The organism is Betaproteobacteria bacterium, assembly GCA_016713305.1.
Taxonomy (GTDB): Bacteria; Pseudomonadota; Gammaproteobacteria; order Burkholderiales.
Map to the genome: position 1 here is coordinate 61465 of JADJPK010000011.1, position 17822 is coordinate 79286.

Below are 17822 nucleotides of genomic sequence, written 5' to 3' on the forward strand. Positions count from 1 at the left end.
GGGTCCGCTTAGACTCGCGCGACAGGACCGAGGAGACCGGGATGCACGAGCTGGTAGTGCGGAATGCGACGCTGTTGGATGGCACCGGGGCGCCCCGCAAGATGGCGGACATCGCAGTGGACGGTTCGACGATCTCGGCGGTCGGCACGGATATCGGGTCCGCTCGCCGGGAGATCGATGCCGGAGGATTGCTGCTCACGCCCGGCTGGGTCGACATCCACACGCACTACGATGGACAGGCGACGTGGGACCCCTACCTCACGCCTTCTTCGTGGCATGGTGTCACCACGGCCGTCTTCGGCAATTGCGGCGTTGGCTTCGCGCCCGTGCGTCCCGGCAAGGAGCGCTATCTCATCCAGCTGATGGAAGGCGTGGAGGACATCCCCGAGACGGTCCTGGCAGAAGGAATCGACTTCCGTTGGGAAAGCTTCGAGCAGTACCTCGACGTTCTGGAAGCGGCGCCGCACATCCTGGACATCGGTGCCCAGGTGCCGCACGCTGCGCTGCGCTTCCACGCCATGGGCGACCGCGGTGCCGATCACGCGCAGCGTCCGACCGACGACGAGATCGAACGCATGGGTTTCGGGCTCGAATCGGCCTTGCGAGCCGGCGCACTGGGCCTCAGCACCTCACGGACGAAGAAACATCGGACGCGCGACGGCCGCTACACGCCAGGACTTTCGGCGGCAGACGTGGAACTGGCGGGTCTTGCTCGCGCCATGCGACGAGCGGGCGCAGGTGTGATCGAGGTCAACTCGGATTTCGGCGATGGCGACTTCGAGCGGTTGCGCGCGGCGGCCGAGATCGCCGGCCGGCCGCTGTCGGTGCTGCTGCTCCAGGTCCACAACGCTCCGGATCTGTGGAAGGACACGCTTTCGCGCATCCACGCGGCACGGGCACGCGGCATGGACGTGACCGGGCAGGTGGGGTCCCGGCCCATCGGCGTCATCTTCGCGCTGGAGGAGCGTGCACCCGTTCCTCACGCATCCCCTGTTCACGGCGATGGACGATCTCTTACCTCAGGCGCGGTACGCGCACCTCGTCTCCGACGCAGACCTGCGCCGCCGGTTGTGGTCCGAACGGCCCGACGACGCGCACACGAAGTGGATGGCCGACGCGATGGCGCGCACCTTCCGCCTTTGCGAACCCTTGAACTACGAGCCGGATCCGATGGAGAGCGTGGCCGCGCATGCTGCCCGCGAAGGCAGGGATCCTTTCGAAGTCGTGCTGGACTGGATGCTCGAAGACGGCGGCAAGGCGATGCTGCTGCACACGTTCGAGAACTACTTCGACGGCGATCTCGAAATCGTGCGGACGATGCTGGAGGATCCGGCCACGGTTTGCGGGCTGGCAGATGCGGGCGCGCACGTGGGACTTCTCTGCGATGCCAGCTCCGCCACGAGTCTCATCACCCATTGGTCGCGCGACCGCACCCGCGGGCCGAAGCTGCCGCTCGAGTTCCTGGTGAAGAAGCAGACGTACGACACCGCCCGCACGTACGGACTGCACGATCGCGGCGTTCTCGCGACTGGCTACAAGGCCGACTTCAATCTGATCGACTACGAGAACCTCGAGCTCGAGATGCCCCGTGTCGCCTACGACCTGCCGGCGGGAGGTCGCAGGTTGGTTCAGAAGGCGCGAGGCTACCGGCACACGTTCGTGTCGGGCGTGGAGACGATGCGCGATGGCGAAGCGACGGGTGAAATGCCCGGCCGGCTGATCCGGGGTGGCTGCCCGGCGCCTTGAGCGCCATTTCTTTCGTTCCCGGGGAAGACGTCGTCTCGCAGATCCGCCGAGGGCTGCGGGCACGGCCGTCCGCACATGAGCCCGAACGTATCGAACGAGTGCTTGTAAGACAAAATACAGTTCGGTCATACTGCCGCAGCCGGCAATTGGCGCAGGGCGTGGGATGCCCGGTTCCAGATGTCGGCGGCACCTGCGCCGTGCAACGGGGCGGTGCCGGTCGGAACATCACGAAACCAAGCTCAAACGGGAGAGAGAACTCATGCAACAACGACATATCGGCCGAACGGCCATCCGCACGCTGGCCGCAGCCTGCGCCGCAGCTGCGATTTCGCTGCCCGCCCTTGCCGACGAGGTCAAGTGCGGCATGTCCAAATGGGGCCCGAACGATCAGATCGGTAACCTCAACCATCTCGGCTCGCACAAAGTGTTGCAGGCCATGAAGACCGTGACCAAGGGCAAGGCCTATCAACTCGGCATCGAGACCAACCGCCTGACCCCCGCGTTTCCTCCCCGCAACTACGCCGTGACCGTGCTTCAGCCCAACCAGGTCAACGGTGTCAGTCTGGGGCCGACGAAAATGACGTACAACGACGACATCGTGATGGGTTGGAACGGTGTCGGCTCCCAGATCGACGGCCTGGGCCACATCGGCGTCGACGCCAAGTACTTCAACTGCCTCAAGGGCGAAGACATTGGCAAGGTGACCGGTCTTGCCAAGTACGGCATCGAGACGCTTCCGCCCATTGCCACTCGCGGCATCCTGCTGGACATGGTCCCCCTGTACGGGAAGGACGGTCTCGTTCCCGAAGGGACTGCCTTCAACAGGGCGGAAATCGAAGCGGCCATGAAGCGTCAGGGCATCAAGAGCATCGACAAGGGCGATGTGGTGCTGTTTCACACGGGCTGGACCTCGCTCATCGGCAAGGACGACAAGCGTTATGGATCGGTCGAGCCGGGCCTAGGCCGTGAGGGAGCCCGCTACCTTGCAGGTCTGGGTGTCGCAGCCATCGGCGCCGATACGTGGGGTCTGGAAGTGCTGCCCTTCGAAAAGGGTGCCGGCGTCTTCGAGGTGCACCAGATCCTGCTTCCCGAGAACGGCATCTTCATCCTGGAGAACATGGAAACGGCAGAGATGGCCAAGGATCAGGCATGGGAGTTCCTGTTCACGCTGGGCCCCTCGCGCCTCACCGGAGCGGTCCAGGCGATCATCAACCCCATCGCCATCAAGTAGACCACGCCCCTGTATTGCCTGGACCGGCGATGGCTGCTGGTCCAGGCAGTCGAAGGCGCTGGTCAGGCTTCGCGCAGTGGTGATGTCTCCGAGGCCATTCCGGCCGGCAGGGGCGATGTGGCAGGAATGGATGCGTCGCCGGGACTGTCCGGACCACCTGCCCCGTGCCGTATCCGATCGAGGTCACGCCAAAGCAGCGAAGACTCCAATTTGGCAGTTTCCTTCGAGTCGTGTGTGCTCATTGCATTCGTTCCTGGCGTCGCCCAAGGTTCCGATCCCGGTCCTCTGGCCGCCCTCGATGGGTTGACCCGCTTCAACGCCATCCTCGAAGCATCCCGGGCGCGATACTGCGGCCTTCTGTTCTCCCCGGGGCATGGGGTCGTGGTGATGGCCGTTGCCGTGCTCGTCGGTGCTGCGTTCGTGGTGTCTCTTGTCCGCGGCAGGCCCCCTGCCGCCAGAAACGTCCGAACTTGATTCGGGTGAGGACGGACAATGATCCGTGAGCGGCCGGCGGTGTTCTTCCTCCTGTCCTCAGGGCACTCTGTTCCATCGGCTCCGGTGCCGTTCCTTGAAGCGGTCGTAGACGTCGCGCAGACGAGAGTCCAGCCTGGACAGCACGGTGTTGCGCATGTCGTAGGGCAGGCCTCCGTAGAACGGCTCGGCGATGGCGCCCGCCACGCTGGCCATGGTGTCCGCATCACCCCCCAGTGACACGGCGTTGCGGATGGCGTCTTCGACGCTCGTGGAATCGAGAAAGGCGCGGATGGCCTGCGGCATCGAGCCCAGCGTGGAACTGTCGAACTCGTGTGCGACCCTGAGTTCGTCCACGGACTGTGCGAGCGAGTAGCCGAAGCGCTGTTCGACGGCATCGCGGATCTCGTCTCGCGTCGCGCCGTTGCGTGCGAGGAAGATACAGGTCGCCACAGCCTGCGCGCCTGCCACTGCGTCCGGGTGGTCGTGGGTGACGCCGGCGCAGTGCCGGGCTTCTTCCAGCACATGGTCCAATGAATCGAAGGCGTAGGGGATCGCGGCGACCCGCGCGGCGGCTGCGTTGCCGAAGCTGCGATAGGGTTCGCGTTGTTTCTGGAACGCCCACCGCACGAACGTGCCGGTGTAGCCCGCCCCGGGATACGCCTCGAAATACCGGTGGAACGTCTCCGCGTAGTCCAGGCCGTCGATGAGGCATTCCGCCACCGCGAGCGTCAGGATCGTCTCGTCGGTGACGCGGCTCGACGCCACGAACAGCGGAAAGTCCTTCGTCTTGGTGGCGGTCCATTCGTGGACAGACCCGACGATGTCACCGGCGATGGCGCCCAGCATCGATGATCCACCTTCCCTCTGGCAAGGTCGCGGGGGCCCCTGTCACGCGACGTGCCGCACGTACTTCGACACGTGCTACTTGTCATGCCCCGGACTTCGCGGTTTCGAATTGTTGTTATTGCTCGAGGGGCGGGGGCACGGGCATTGGCTCCCGCGCGACGCTCCACGGATCCGGGCTGACATCGAAAACCAAGCCAACGCCGGAATGGATTCCAGAATAGAGGCCGGCGTGCTCCAGAGCACGTGAATTTGTCACAACCGGAGAGAAATTCTCGGGCAGGAGTTCGGCGGACGAGGGTTGATCAGGCGGGGAGAGGACTTCCGCCTGCGGGAGGGGCTACCAGGTCTTCGGCGGACTGCGGAGCACGACCATCCGGTTGTCCTCCGTCTCCACATAACCCCCCGCGCGGAGGTCCTTGAGGATGCGGCTCACCATCTCGCGGGAAGCGCCCACGCGGGTAGCGATGTCCTGCTGGGTGAGCCTGCGCTCGATCACCAGGCGGCCGTTCTCTTCCACGGCCATGTCCAGCAGCAGATGGGCCACCCGCCCATAGACGTCCAGCAAGGAGAGATTGCCCACGGTGCGGGTGAGTACCCTGACCCGGCCGATCAGCATGCGCAGCATGGCGAGCGCAAGCTCCGGGTGCTCCATCATGTAGGTTTCGAGTTGGGCGCGGGTGAGCACCGAGAATCGGCAGGCTTCGGCCGTGACCACGGTGGCGCTCACGTGTTCCGTGGGCAACTGCCAGATGTGGCGAGGCTGCGTTTCCTGGTTCACCTTTCCCTCAGTCCTGCGTGTTGTTGTTGTGGCGACCCTCGCCCATGCGAATCTTATGCCGTCTCCGATCGGCAACGTCAACTGCGCGGTTTTCCAGCTGACATCGCTCCGGACGCTACCGGGTCTTGCCCTTGCGGGCGTTGAGGAATCTCTCCATGGCCGCCTGCGGCTCGCCGGATTCGTAGGCCCGGGTCTGCGCGAGGATGGCGTCCTCCAGCGATCGGTCGAACCCGGGCTGGGTGAGCCGGCGAAAGCGGTCCTTCGTGAGACGAACGGCCGTGGCCGGCAGGGAAGCGAGTTTCCCCGCGAGGCCCTCGGCGGTGATCAGAACTTCATGCTGCGGCACGAGCCGGTTGAGCAATCCCATCTCGTAGGCACGCTGTCCGGTGACCAGGTCTCCGAGCAGGGAAAGCTCCAGATTGTGGGCGAGGCCGACGTGGGTGGTCATCATCTGCGAACCCACGACCGACGCAAGCCCCGCCCTGACCTCCGGCTGGCCGATGCGCATCTCGGGGTAACCCACGCGCAGGTCGCAGCAAAGCCCGATCTGGAATCCCGCTCCGGCGGCTGTTCCGTTGAAGGCGGCCACCGAGGGCTTGTCGAGATCTCGCACGGCCCGGTACATGGCGTGGTTGGCGGAAAGCCACGCTTCGATGTCATCCACGCGGTACTTCGCCGTTTCGGCGAGGTCCTGCCCCGAACAGAATCCCCGGTCGCCCGCGCCGGTGATCACCACGGCGCGCGCATCTGCGTCGTGGTTCGCCGCGTGCAGTGCCTCGATGAGCGCCTGCCGCAGCGCGACATCGATGGCATTCATGGCATCCGGCCGGTTCAGCGTGAGAACCAGCACGCCGTCACGGATCTCGCTCAGCAGCACCGCGCTCATGGGTGATCCTCAGGGACATTGCTGGCGGGCACGACGTCCAGCAACTCGACGTCGAAGATCAGCGTCGAGTTGGGCGGTACCTCGCCGAAGGCGATCCGCGTGCCGTAGCCCAGCTTGGGGGGAACCACCAGCGTACGTTTTCCGCCCACCCGCATGCCCATGATGCCGCGGTCGAATCCCGTGATCATGCGGTTCACGCCTGCGAGGACGGACAGCGACTGGCCGCGATCCTTCGTGCTGTCGAACTTCCTGCCCTTGCGTTCCGGAGCGGACAGATCGTAGACCCAGCCTTCGTACTCCAGCACGACGAACTGCCCCCGCACCGTCTCCTGTCCATCGCCCACGACGCGGTCGATGGCGATGGTCTTTTCCACCGGACCATCGGGGAGGCGATCGGAGAATTCCACGTACATGCCCTGGGCGAAGACGGGTCCTGCGGAGAAGGAGAGCAGGAGGGAAGCGAACAGCAGACGAAGAAAGTGCGGCACGGAGGGGACTCGCAAGAGAAAGAGGGATGACACGGACGATGTGGGCATGTTCACAAGCCCTGCACGGCGTCGCGAAGCTGCTCGCGGCGCGGAAGCGAGCGGCGGTCGAACTCGAGATACCGGACGCCTCGTTCGCGCAGCAGCATCTGCGCCGCCTGACTGGGATTGTGCGGGTCTCCCATGTCGATCACGGCGAGCGGCGTGTAGTCCGGCCGGCACAGCACGGCATCGAAGACATGCTGCGCAACGGCGCCCATGGCGGCTGTCCCGAGCAACTGAGCGGCCGGAAGCCGGGGAAACACGATGAGCTCCGGAAAGGCGGTGCGGCAGGCGAGATAGAGCACCTTCTGCGGTCCGGCGAGCACCGGTTCGGGTGCCGGCCGGGCGTGTTCCTTCGCGAGGAGCGGCCTCTGTTCCGGAGGCGTTTCCAGAGCTGCTGGTGTCGGCGCAGGCGTGGCGGCTGCAGCCGGCAAGGCCACACCTGCGCGGTGCGCGGCGATGATCTGCTCGAGCTCGTTCGAGGCCGCGTCATCCTTCTTCCGTGAACGCTTGCCGAACTCCATCTTGAACATCGGGCCCGACGCTTCGCCGCGCAGTTTCGACATGATCCGCACCCACGCGAAGATCACGCCGAACATGACGGCGAAGCCGACGATCACCTTGAACCAATTCATGACAGAGCCGCCGGGGACAGGGAGACCGCTGCAAGTGTAATGGAAGGTTCGACAGCGCCAGGCAGGTTCCGCGGACTTGCTGCCCTCTCCGTGCCCGGAGGCGGAATCGGCACCCGTTCCGGCCGCCGCACGGGCTGGGTGACTCCCGCGAGCGGCGAAGGATCGCTCGATCAATGGGGCGCCCTCGAATAGAATCCGGCTCGCCGTCCGGCCGTCGAGGCCCGGACACGTGGACAGGTCGATTCATCACATCGAAGGAGAGCAAGCATGGGAGCAGGGGACAAGCGCACGCGCCGCGGCAAGATTGCCGTGAGCAGTTATGGAAATTCGCGGCCGCAGCAACCGAAGAAGGCAGCCGCTCCGTCCAGCAAGACTGCGGCGAAGCCCAAGGCCAAGTGAGGAAAGTCCCGCTGCATCGCCTTGCGGCGATGCAGCGGGTCGTCGCCACCGCGCCCGCGGCATGAAGTGCCTCGATGCGATGGAGCACGTGCACCGCGGTGCGCGGTCCCTGGCGTGCAGTGCCGGATGTCGCCGCAACGTCGATAGAGGCTTCTTCCAGTGACTTCCTACGCGAGATACGAGCCGCTCCTGCGCGAACTGCAGGACCTCGCCCGCGGCCGCCCCGATCTGTTCTCGCTCGAGAGCATCGGCAAGAGCTTCGAAGGCCGCGACATCTGGCTGATGACCGCCACGAACACCGCCACCGGTCCCGCCCGGGACAAGCCGGCCGTGTGGGTAGACGGCAACATCCACGCCACGGAAGTGGCGGGCTCTGCGGCATGCATGCATTTCCTGCGGACGCTGGCCGAAGGTCATGGCCGCGATGCCGACATCACGCGGGCACTCGACACGCGTGCCTTCCATGTCTGTCCTCGGCTCAACCCGGACGGCGCCGAATGGGCGCTGGCCGACCAGCCGCGGATCATCCGGTCCTCGACCCGGCCCTATCCCCACGACGAGGAGCCGTCGGGCGGATTGCAAAGGCAGGACGTCGACGGAGACGGCCGCATCCTCAGCATGAGGGTGCGGGATGCCAACGGTCCGTGGAAGGTGTCAGATCGCGATCCGCGGCTGATGGTCCGCCGGGACCCGGTGGAGACCGGCGGGGTCTACTACCGGCTCCTGCCGGAGGGCCTGATCGACCGCTATGACGGCGTGACGATCGCGATGCAGGCGCGCCGGGAGGGTCTCGATCTCAACCGGAACTATCCGGCCAACTGGCGGCAGGAACACGAGCAGCACGGTGCGGGCCCCTATCCCGCGTCCGAACCGGAAGTGCGTTCGGCCGTGGCGTTCATCAGCGCGCATCCCAACATCACCTGCGGCATCGCCTTCCACACCTACAGCGGCGTGCTGCTGCGCCCCTATTCGCACAAGGCCGACGACACGCTCCCTGCGGAAGACCTGTGGACGTATCAGAAGATCGGAGCCAAGGGGACCGAACTCACCGGCTATCCCAACATCTCCGTCTTCCACGATTTCCGCTATCACCCCAAGGAAGTCATCACGGGCGCGTTCGACGACTGGCTGTACGAACATCTGGGCGTTTTCGCCTGGACCGTGGAGATCTGGAGTCCGCAGCGCGAGGCGGGCATCACCGACTACAAGTTCATCGACTGGTATCGCGAGCATCCGGTGGACGACGATCTCGCCCTCCTGCGATGGAACGATGAAGTCCTGAACGGAGAGGGATTCGTCCCGTGGTATCCGTTCGAGCATCCGCAGCTCGGAACCGTCGAACTGGGCGGTTGGAACGCCCTCTACACGTGGAGCAATCCGCCGCCGCAGTTCCTGCAGCGGGAGGTGGCAAGGTTTCCTGCGTGGATCATCTGGCAGGCGCTCGTCTCGCCGCTCCTCGAGTGGCATTCCGCCGATGTGCAGGGGTTGGGCGAGGGTGTGTGGAAAGTGAGAGCCGTCGTGCACAACACGGGCTGGCTCCCCACCCACGTCACGCGCCGCGCGAAGGACAACCGCTTCGTGCGCGGGGTGATCTTCGAGCTGTCGCTCCCCGAGGGAGCGGCATTGCTGCAGGGAGAGCCGCGCACGGAACTCGGACAGTTGCACGGCCGGGCCTACACCTCCAGTGCGCCGTCGGAGTGGTCGGGATGGGGCGGCGACACCACCGAAGACCGCGCGAAGTGCGAGTGGGTCGTCGCTGCACCGAAGGGTTCTTCCCTCGAAATCGTTGCACGACACGACAGGGCGGGCACGCTTCGCCGGCGTGTCACGCTCGCTTGAACCGGCGCCGGCCGGGACTCTTCTCCACCTGACCGCCAGGACCTGAAGCCGGCATTCCCGGCTGGGGGCGGTACCCCGAATTCTTCGAACCATCGACCTTGCACCGCAAGGCGCGGCGCGAACGCACCGCGCTCGCTCACCCCTTTCGTGTCGTCCACAAACGACAATGTCATGATCTGACGAAGATTCTATTGTTGCCCCTGGGAGCGCGGCGTATCTTGGCCTCGCACGCGCCGAAGACGACGCCGTGCTTCACGTACGCACTGTTCGGAGGTGACTCAGGTCAGATTCGCCCACGAGGGAACAGCGGACCGCTCACGCCGTCCAGGCCCGCCGCTTCAGCACGCAACCACAAGAACAGACTTCCCTGACGTCGCCGCATTGACGGCGCCGCACGTGATTCTTCGCATCGGAACACGCAACCTTAGGAGGAAGCGTTCATGGAGACAGAATCAAGATGGAGACTTGCGGCCAGAGTGGCCGCATTGGCGGCGGCGGCGACCATGGCGCCCGACGCATCCGCGCTATACGTGGGCATGTATGCCATCGGGGATTTCGTGTCGGGAGGCGCGGGGTGTGGCGGGGGGGACAGAAGCTCCTGGCCCGGCATGGCGCAGGCGTGGTGGGACCACATGGGCGTGCACGGGCACTACCAGGGCCCCGCCGCGAACCGGTACCGGTACATCGACGGCAACATGAACATCAGCCGGTTCTGCGACACGTCGTACGACGGCGATTGCCGCGATCACCAATCCGCATCCCCGTCCGGTGTGGATTGGATGGATGCGGCGATCATCGCCACGCACGGATCCGACGCGGGAGACCATTGGGCAGGCACGATGCGCCAGTCGAACGGCTCGATCTCGAGCAGTTGCGAGATCGATGGCGGCGGCAGCTCCAACGAAATGCGCGTCGGCGACAGCTACGTCATGTTCCTCCACCTGTCGTCCTGCTATAGCGCCGACGACGACAACCTGAGCGGCATTCCCAACGCCATGCGCGACGGCGCCAGCACTCGCATCGCGCACCTGTGGACGGGCTTCCACGGCCTCATGTGGATCTCGTCCAGCTTCAACGGCGACTACACCGATGTCGCGCACGACGGACACTCGTCCAGCGTCGCGTATTCCTGGGTCACCAATCTCTACCGGCCCAACGAGTTCGATTGCGAGTGGTACGACCCGTGGAACTGGTTCGGCACCTGCCAGGACCAATGCCCGATCGCGGTATCGGTCAGCAATTCCGGGTCGGATGCGCTCACCCGCCTGTGGAACGAGCGCTACAACTTCACCTACGCGGACCCGCCGAGCAACAGCAACTACGCCTACATGTACTACGGCGGTTGCGATCCGTCGGGCGAGACCACCTGGAACCCGTGAGCGTCGTCCCGGCCCCGCCGGGAACGACCACGTCCGCAAGGAGGACAGCACCATGTTTTCGAGATCGATCATGCACAAGGCGGTACTCGCGGCGCTGATTGCCGCGGGAGCGAGCGGCGCGGCACACGCGCAGAAGCAGGAAGAGGAACCGTCGCTGGACAGATTGCTGGGGTTGGTGGGCGCCGCGCTTCCGCCGGTCATCGGCAACAGCAACAGCGGTCTGGTGGAGGCGCTGCTCAGCGCCGACCTCGGAACACCGCTCAGCAAGAGTTTCAACTTCAACACCGCACGCGGTGGAACTTTCGGCGCGCGCATCACGCCTGCGTTCGGACCGGACTGCCAGCGCACCGGGACGCCCACCGGCGATCCCGATCAAGGGGAGTGCACCGCGACCACGGGACAGGAGGGCGGAGGCGAAGCCTTCAAGTCGCTGAGCTTCAGCAAGAACCTGGGTGTGGGGAATATCCGCTATCTCTCGCGGCCGAGGGTCGTCGACTTGAAGCCGGGCGACCTCAAGCCGGTGAAGATGAGCAACCCCGATGCATACGGAAAGGCGGTCGAGTTCCTCGGCAAGTACCTGGGGCTTCCGACCAACGAGATCCCCACGCCGCCCAACGGTGAGCTGGTCCCGGTGAAGGACCTCACGATCGGTTTCGACAAGGGCGCGGGCCAGGCGCCGGTGGTGGTGCAGAAGGTCGTCTATCTGCGCCGCGGCCTCAAGCTCAAGTCTCCCTTCGTCGATCCGCAGACCAAGCGCGAGCTCACCTATGTCCCCGCGCCCGGACTCGCCCGTGTGGCGATGGACGCGGATGGCCAGGTGACACAGGCCGTGATCAGCAACTGGCAGGAACTTCGCCGCAGCGATCAGGTGGATCCGCGTAACGCCAAGACCCGCGATCAGCTCGTGCAGGAGATCGCCCGCAACCTCCTGGCTGAAGGCGGTGGCAACGTGGCCTCGCTGAAGATCCTTATCGGCATGTCGTCGGAGTTTCGCGGCACATACGGCCTGCTGCTTCCTGCAGTCCAGGTCTACGTGTCCCCGGGAGGGCGCGACACGGAGCCGCCCGGGGCGACGACGGCCGGTTACGTTCGCGAGTTTGCGCTCGTCGATGCGGCAGACAGGACGAATCCTCGTTGAACGAACTTTGCGCGGACTCCAGTACACCGGGCGTCCGCGCCTTTCCGCACGGGAATTGAAAGGAGAGACTGATGCAATCCAAATCGTTTCCAAGAACGCTCGGCGTTCTGGCACTGACAGGGATGCTGGCGGGTGGAGGAACGGCCTCCGCTGCCATCACGCTGGGCACCGATCTGGGCGGTGCGTCGTACGAGAACGTCGCGTACGGTGCAACGGGTCTGGCAAGCCAGATCACGCCCTTCCTCTACGTTGACGGACTGCTCGGCACCAAGTCGCCGGGAGAGCAGGTGCTGGGTACGGCGCTCACGTTCGCCTCTTCGGCCACGGGCTTCGGCACGTCGGTCGTGGACCTCACCTACAGCTTCAGCAACACGGGGGCCGTCGATTTTTCGGATCTGCGGTTCATGTTCCGCGTGCAGGCGGATGGCGATGGACGGACAGGCGTGCCGGCGTATCAGGACAACGTGAGCGAGTCGTGGGGCGCGGCGGCGGCCGGCGATCCGGACCGGCGGCAGGTGACGGCGCTGGCGGCGGATCTGAGCAATGCGCTGTCCAGCACCATGGTGACCGCCAACGGTGTCACGGACGGTGCCAACGGATGCCCGGGCGCCTGCGATGCCGACGTGGCATTGCAGTGGAACCGCGCCTCGCTCGCAGCCGGGGCGACGTGGACGGTCCACGTCCGCCTGGTGGACGACGCCAGCATGGTCGACAGCAGCAGCGGCCGGTATCTGCGGATGGTGTCGGCGGACACGGCGAACACGGAACTCTTCGTGGGAAACGTTCAACTCGTTCCGGAGCCGCAGACGTGGGCCTTGATGGCGGGGGGTATTGCGCTGGTTGGTCTGCAAATGCGTCGCCGCGCATTCTCACGGTGATGTGATCAAGACCGCGGGCCGGCGACGGCTCGCGGTGATCGTTCGATATCGAGGAGACGAAATGCGATCGATGGCTGCGGCACTCGCAGGATGGCTCGGGCTGATCGTTTGCGTCGTGCTGTCGGCGACGCCCGTTCACGCGGAGGAGGCGGCACCGGCCGATCTGCGCGAGGAAGTGAGACAGATGCGCCAGGAACTGGATGCGCTCAGGCAGGACATGCAGGCGATCAAGCAGGCGCTGTCGGCCGCTCGCCGCGGCGGCACCGGCTGGGAAAGGGTCGATCCTTCCCCGCTGGACCCGGAAGACAGTCCCATGCTCGGTTCCGCGGATGCACCCCTGGTGCTGGTGGAATTCTCGGATTATCAGTGCCCGTACTGCGGGCGGCATTTCGCGGAGACCTTTCCGCAAATCAAGCGCGAATTCGTGGATAGCGGAAAGCTGCGCTATCTCGTGGCGGAGATGCCGTTGGAGCGCATTCACCCCCTGGCATTGAAGGCCGCTCAGGCGGCGCGTTGCGCGGGCGATCAGGGCAAATTCTGGGAGATGCATGCCCGGCTGTTCTCGAAGCAGCGGGAGCTGGAGCCGTGGTCGGCCCATGCGCAGGCGGTGGGCGTGGACGAGACCCGTTTCGGCAGGTGCATGGAAGACGAATCGGTCCAGAAAAGGATCCGCGCGAACGTGGAAGGCGCCGTGCAGGCGGGGGTGAGCAGCACCCCCACATTCCTGTTGGCGAAGTCGACGGAGGATGGACTGCGCGTGGTGCGGCGGCTGCGCGGCGCGGCGCCCTATTCGATGTTCAAGTCGGAGATCGAGGCGGCGCTGGCAGAAGTCGGGCGATAGGCACGGCGACGGGACGGGACCCAGGGTGTCGGACATCCACCTCGGACATCGGACGTCGACATCGGAGCTCGGACATCCACCTCGGACATCGGACATCGGACATCGGAGCTCGGACATCCACCTCGGACATCGGACATCGACATCGGACATCGACATCGGGAACCCACCCCCATCCTGTCCTTCCCCCTGAAGGGGAAGGGACCTGCTGCGACAGACGGTCGCGAGTGGATCCTTCGATTGTCCCGCTTCGAGTCGACCGCTCAATCCGTGTCTCGTGGCGACCCTGCCCGAGGTCGGGTCCCTTCCCCTTCAGGGGGAAGGACAGGATGGGGGTGGGTTCGATGGGTGGACGCGCCTCCGGTCGCGTCGAGGCACGGGCATCATCGACCACTGCCGGCGCTCGACCCTACGCTGCCGAGTGCACCGCCTCAGGCAAGGTGCGACCCTGCCCGAGGTCGGGTCCCTTCCCCTTCAGGGGGAAGGACAGGATGGGGGTGGGTTCGATGGGTGGACGCGGCTCCGGTCGCGTCCAGGCATGGGCCCCGATCGATCGCCGACGGCCGCTCGACCTCACGTTGCCGAGTGCACGGCCTCAGGCAAGGTGCGACCCTGCCCGAGGTCGGGTTCCTTCCCCTTCAGGGGGAAGGACAGGATGGGGGTGGGTTCGATGGATGGACGCGGCTCCGGTCGTGTCAGTGCACCGACGGCTGACCGAAGCTCGAGATCGGCTGTCGCCGGGCGCTCGACCCTACGCTGCCGCGTGCACTGCCTCCAGCAGTGGCGCCACCGTTCCCTGCGCGTCGAAGGACCAGGCCCGCGGCATCTCGAGGATCTCGAACTTGTCCGGCTGCGAACGGACTTCGCTCAGCATCGCCTCGGAAACCTCGATCTCGCCCAGGTGCAGCGTATTGCGGATGCGCACGATGCGGCAGTTCTCGGGCTTCACCCGCACGACCGTCTTCACCGCCAGCGCGATCGCGTCGTGGTCGGTGTTCATGATCATGGGGATTGCCGCGCCGTCGAGATTCATCGACGTGATGATGTTCGCGTACGTGGAGGGGATGTCCAGTTCCTTGTACAGCCGCATGGTGATCACGTCCGCAGAGCCGAGGCCCGTGGCGTTGCCGTGCGTGATCTTCGTGAGGCCCAGCACCACGATCTTCTTGACCATGGGCTTGGCGGACCAGTTCACCGCGCGGCGGTTGCGGCCGGTGATGTTGGGGTCGAAGCCGGCGCCGGAGATGTTCTTGCCCATCTCGTCGATGACCAGCACGTCGATGTCGTCGAAGTAGATCTGCGGCATCTGCCGCTTGGCGATCGCCTGGAGTTCCGGCTCGCGTGTGGCCAGCTTCTCCGAAGGCACGATCTCGACATGGGACGTCTCGTCGTAGGCGTTTTCCAGGATACCCACGGCGAACAGCACGTTGCGCTTGGTGATGTTGACGTCGCGCACCTTGGGCAGAAGTTCGGGGAACCGGTCCATGCCGTGGGTGTGGTAGGTCGCCGCGCCGACGATCTTGCCGATGCCGATGGCCAGCATCTTGGTGAGACCGCTCTCGGTCGCGCCGCGGAAGCCCGTGTGGGGCTTGATGCGGTTGATGACGACGACCGCGTCGGCCTCGGCCGCATGGCGGTCCATGTGGACCGGCGTGCCGTCGTCCAGATGACCGACGATCACCGTATCCATGGTCGCCTTGATGGGGACGCCGGTGGCCGCCTCCGTGATCCCGTACGTCTCCAGAACCTTCCTCTGGCCTTCCGCCGTGGCTGCCCCGTGACTGCCCATGCAGGGGAACACGAAAGGCTTTGCGCCGAGCGCCTTCAGTTCCTCGATCACCGTGCAGGCGATCAGTGCGATGTTGGCGATGCCCCGGCTGCCGCAGCCGACGGCCACGACCTGGCCCGGCTTCACCCGCTCGCGGATCTCCGGCCGGGCGAACTCGCGGCGGACGGCGCCGGCGATGTCGTCGAGGCGGGTCGGGTCGAACTTCTGGCGTACCCGGGCCATGGGGGGCAGGGGCACATCCAGGCCGCCGGCGATGTTGACTTCGATGCGATCGGGAATCATGGGGATCTCTCCGGTGAATCTTGCGTCTATTGTGCCTTGGCGGGCGGTCCCTGTCAGGACGGACCCTGCCTTTCGGATCAGGCTGGAGTGTCCGGGCCCCCCGGTGTATTCCCCTGGTGGTTTCGGTACTATCGCGCGTGCCGGCCCTGCTTCGAAGTCCGGACCCCAAAATCGACAACAAGAGACCCCCATGCCCATGATCCGCCGAAGCATTGCGCTCCTTCTCGCCGCGAACGCAGCCTCCGCGCTTGCCGCCGACTATTCCTGCATCAACGAAGCCGGCGGATTCTGGGACGACCCCGCCAACTGGTCGTCGACGCCGTCGGCCCCGGGAACGGTTCCGGGCGGGAACGACGCCGTCACCATTTCGACGCTCTCGGGCGCGACCGTGACGCTGAGGCAGGAACCAGGCGCACCGGCATCGCCCTTCACGCAGTACGCGGCCGGGTCGCTCACGGTGAACACCCCGTTCGAAATCACCGGCGGCAACCTGCAGGTCACGGGCGATGCCACCTTCAACGAGTCGTTCGCCTGGGTTGCCGGTGGGCTCCATCTGTTCGTGACGAGCCCCGGCGGCACCTGGACCTTCAAGAAAGGGATCCACTACACCAACGCCTTTCTCGGCGGCATGAACGCCACGGCGGCGGTGCTGCAGGGCACGTCCGTACTGGATGGTGCCCAGGGCATCCTCTGGAATGCGAACACCACGCTCGTGTCGGGGGCGGCGCTGGAGATGCGCAATGGCGACCGGGCCCTCTTCAACAACAGGCTGGACATCGACGGCACGTTCGACCGTACCGGAGGGGCCGCCGAAGCCACGCTTTCGTATTCGACCGGACGCAATTCAGGGGTTGTGCGCAACCGCGTGGGAACGTTGATCGTTCAGCAACGAAGCCAGGACCAGTTCGAGGCGCACACCGGCGAGTTCGTCGTCGACTCGGGGGCGTCCCTCCGTTTCCAGGGGACGCACACGTTCGAGGGTGTCATTCGCGGAGACGGTGACGTGGAACTGGACGGTTTCACGGACTTCGCCATCGATGCCACGCGGTACGAAGCGGCTGGTGTGCTCAAGCTGAGCAGAGGTGCGAAGCTCATCTGGCAAGGGGACGGAACGGTCGCGAGCCTCGACGGTGCGGCGGGCAACCTCGCTCTGCAGGGAACGATGGATGTGACCGGCGTGTCCTCGATGGGCTTGACCATCGTCACGGGCGCTCAGGGCAGCCTCATCCGTTTCAAGTCCGGAATGAACGCGTCGTTCGGCTATGTTCACAACGTAGCGGGCACCACCGAACTGGGCGGCACCTCCACCTTCGGGTCCGGTGCGGGGCTGTCCGGCGGCCCGGGAGCGACGCTCCATGTTCTCGAGGGAGGTTCCGTCCTGCTCGAAGGCAGCGGTTCCTCGGTCGGGGGTGCAGCCCTGTTCAACGAGGGGACCTTCGTCAAGCGTGGATCCCAGACGAGCCACGAACTCGCTCTTGAAGTAAGCAACGAAGGCACCTTCAAGGTGGAGGCCGGTACGCTGGTCTCCAATCCGATCGTCGCTTTCACCAATGCCGGCACGGTCGACGTCGCGGAAGGCGCCATGCTCGACCGCAACGGCGGCACCTATGTCCAGACCGCAGGGACTACGCACGTGGATGGCCAGTTCCTTGCCGACGAGTTCCGCTTCGAAGGCGGTACGGTCACCGGCTCCGGCGTGCTCCGGAACAATGCCGACGAGACCAAAGTGTTCCTGGACGGCACGCTGTCTCCGGGCAACTCGCCGGGAATGTTCACCATCCAGGGCGACCTCGACATGGGGGACAACGCCGTGCTGGACGTGGAGATCGGTCCGGACAGCGATCTGCTGGTCGTCAACGGCCACGTGAGCTTTGCAGGCGTGCTGCGGTTCCGCTTCGCACCCGGCTATGTGCCGACCGGACCGGGGCCCGCGTTCGGTGTCGTGCTGTTCGACACGGCGGACGGTTCGATCGCGATCGAACCGGCGGGGGATGCGGCGCTGCCTCAGTACCGGTTCCAATTGCTGACGGAGGCGCATCTGGTCTCCGTGCAGGTCGTCGCCGTGCCGGAGCCCGCGGAGTGGGCCATGCTGCTGGCGGGGGCAGGCCTCGTAGGCTCCATGGTCCGGTCCCGCCGCCGCGCCTGAAAAGGCGGTCC

The 17822-nt window shown here is 65.4% G+C and carries 14 protein-coding genes and 1 pseudogene; 9 read left to right on the forward strand and 6 right to left on the reverse strand.

The genetic code is table 11. The features are described from left to right. Positions 1-41: 41 nt before the first annotated feature. Positions 42-1746 (forward strand): annotated as a pseudogene (locus IPK20_15645) (amidohydrolase family protein). A gap of 259 nt (positions 1747-2005) precedes the next feature. Beyond that, positions 2006-2977 (forward strand): cyclase family protein, encoded by a 972-nt coding sequence (locus tag IPK20_15650; GenBank protein MBK8018015.1) that lies wholly within the window; start codon positions 2006-2008, stop codon positions 2975-2977. Positions 2978-3508: 531 nt separating this feature from the next. Here IPK20_15650 and IPK20_15655 read toward each other — a convergent pair. From IPK20_15655 to IPK20_15675, 5 genes are all read right to left on the reverse strand, one after another. After that, complete coding sequence (locus IPK20_15655) at positions 3509-4297, reverse strand: ADP-ribosylglycohydrolase family protein (GenBank protein ID MBK8018016.1); 789 nt, start codon at positions 4295-4297, stop codon at positions 3509-3511. A 337-nt stretch (positions 4298-4634) separates the two neighbouring features. Next, a complete protein-coding gene (locus tag IPK20_15660; GenBank protein MBK8018017.1) occupies positions 4635-5075 on the reverse strand; it encodes a helix-turn-helix domain-containing protein in 441 nt (146 codons plus the stop codon). Positions 5076-5190: 115 nt separating this feature from the next. Then, entirely contained in the window at positions 5191-5961 is a 771-nt protein-coding gene (locus IPK20_15665) for an enoyl-CoA hydratase/isomerase family protein (GenBank protein ID MBK8018018.1), read from the reverse strand. Further along, the gene (locus IPK20_15670; protein MBK8018019.1) at positions 5958-6374 is read right to left on the reverse strand and encodes an FKBP-type peptidyl-prolyl cis-trans isomerase; all 417 of its coding nucleotides are present in this window, start codon (positions 6372-6374) and stop codon (positions 5958-5960) included. Before IPK20_15670 ends, IPK20_15665 begins: the two co-directional genes overlap by 4 nt. 125 nt (positions 6375-6499) lie before the next feature. Beyond that, complete coding sequence (locus IPK20_15675) at positions 6500-7123, reverse strand: hypothetical protein (GenBank protein ID MBK8018020.1); 624 nt, start codon at positions 7121-7123, stop codon at positions 6500-6502. Positions 7124-7390: 267 nt separating this feature from the next. Between IPK20_15675 and IPK20_15680 the strand changes: the two genes are divergently transcribed. The 6 genes from IPK20_15680 to IPK20_15705 all read left to right on the forward strand — a co-directional run bounded on the left by IPK20_15680 (position 7391) and on the right by IPK20_15705 (position 13597). Next, positions 7391-7522 (forward strand): 30S ribosomal protein THX, encoded by a 132-nt coding sequence (locus IPK20_15680; GenBank protein MBK8018021.1) that lies wholly within the window; start codon positions 7391-7393, stop codon positions 7520-7522. Between the two features lie 159 nt (positions 7523-7681). Continuing rightward, positions 7682-9361 (forward strand): carboxypeptidase, encoded by a 1680-nt coding sequence (locus IPK20_15685; GenBank protein ID MBK8018022.1) that lies wholly within the window; start codon positions 7682-7684, stop codon positions 9359-9361. A 440-nt stretch (positions 9362-9801) separates the two neighbouring features. Next, positions 9802-10740, forward strand: coding sequence for a hypothetical protein (locus tag IPK20_15690; GenBank protein MBK8018023.1), 939 nt, complete (start codon positions 9802-9804; stop codon positions 10738-10740). 52 nt (positions 10741-10792) lie between these two features. Further along, positions 10793-11878: a hypothetical protein gene (locus tag IPK20_15695; GenBank protein MBK8018024.1), complete on the forward strand. Its 1086-nt coding sequence runs from the start codon at positions 10793-10795 to the stop codon at positions 11876-11878. A gap of 404 nt (positions 11879-12282) precedes the next feature. Next, positions 12283-12756, forward strand: coding sequence for a PEPxxWA-CTERM sorting domain-containing protein (locus tag IPK20_15700; GenBank protein ID MBK8018025.1), 474 nt, complete (start codon positions 12283-12285; stop codon positions 12754-12756). A gap of 61 nt (positions 12757-12817) precedes the next feature. Further along, on the forward strand, positions 12818-13597 hold the full coding sequence (locus IPK20_15705; GenBank protein MBK8018026.1) for a DsbA family protein: 780 nt from the start codon (positions 12818-12820) through the stop codon (positions 13595-13597). A 748-nt stretch (positions 13598-14345) separates the two neighbouring features. Here IPK20_15705 and IPK20_15710 read toward each other — a convergent pair. After that, positions 14346-15665, reverse strand: coding sequence for a DUF2088 domain-containing protein (locus IPK20_15710; protein MBK8018027.1), 1320 nt, complete (start codon positions 15663-15665; stop codon positions 14346-14348). A 190-nt stretch (positions 15666-15855) separates the two neighbouring features. On the opposite strand from IPK20_15710, the gene IPK20_15715 reads away from it, so the two are divergent. After that, on the forward strand, positions 15856-17811 hold the full coding sequence (locus tag IPK20_15715) for a PEP-CTERM sorting domain-containing protein (GenBank protein ID MBK8018028.1): 1956 nt from the start codon (positions 15856-15858) through the stop codon (positions 17809-17811). Positions 17812-17822: the final 11 nt, after the last annotated feature.

Excerpts from the sequence above, each read along its gene's own strand:
- IPK20_15650 (MBK8018015.1), top strand. The coding sequence starts at position 2,006 with ATGCAACAACGACATATCGGCCGAACGGCCATCCGCACGCTGGCCGCA.
- IPK20_15655 (MBK8018016.1), bottom strand. The coding sequence starts at position 4,297 with ATGCTGGGCGCCATCGCCGGTGACATCGTCGGGTCTGTCCACGAATGG.
- IPK20_15665 (MBK8018018.1), bottom strand. The coding sequence starts at position 5,961 with ATGAGCGCGGTGCTGCTGAGCGAGATCCGTGACGGCGTGCTGGTTCTC.
- IPK20_15670 (MBK8018019.1), bottom strand. The coding sequence starts at position 6,374 with ATGTACGTGGAATTCTCCGATCGCCTCCCCGATGGTCCGGTGGAAAAG.
- IPK20_15675 (MBK8018020.1), bottom strand. The coding sequence starts at position 7,123 with ATGAATTGGTTCAAGGTGATCGTCGGCTTCGCCGTCATGTTCGGCGTG.
- IPK20_15680 (MBK8018021.1), top strand. The coding sequence starts at position 7,391 with ATGGGAGCAGGGGACAAGCGCACGCGCCGCGGCAAGATTGCCGTGAGC.
- IPK20_15690 (MBK8018023.1), top strand. The coding sequence starts at position 9,802 with ATGGAGACAGAATCAAGATGGAGACTTGCGGCCAGAGTGGCCGCATTG.
- IPK20_15695 (MBK8018024.1), top strand. The coding sequence starts at position 10,793 with ATGTTTTCGAGATCGATCATGCACAAGGCGGTACTCGCGGCGCTGATT.
- IPK20_15700 (MBK8018025.1), top strand. The coding sequence starts at position 12,283 with ATGTTCCGCGTGCAGGCGGATGGCGATGGACGGACAGGCGTGCCGGCG.
- IPK20_15705 (MBK8018026.1), top strand. The coding sequence starts at position 12,818 with ATGCGATCGATGGCTGCGGCACTCGCAGGATGGCTCGGGCTGATCGTT.
- IPK20_15710 (MBK8018027.1), bottom strand. The coding sequence starts at position 15,665 with ATGATTCCCGATCGCATCGAAGTCAACATCGCCGGCGGCCTGGATGTG.
- IPK20_15715 (MBK8018028.1), top strand. The coding sequence starts at position 15,856 with ATGCCCATGATCCGCCGAAGCATTGCGCTCCTTCTCGCCGCGAACGCA.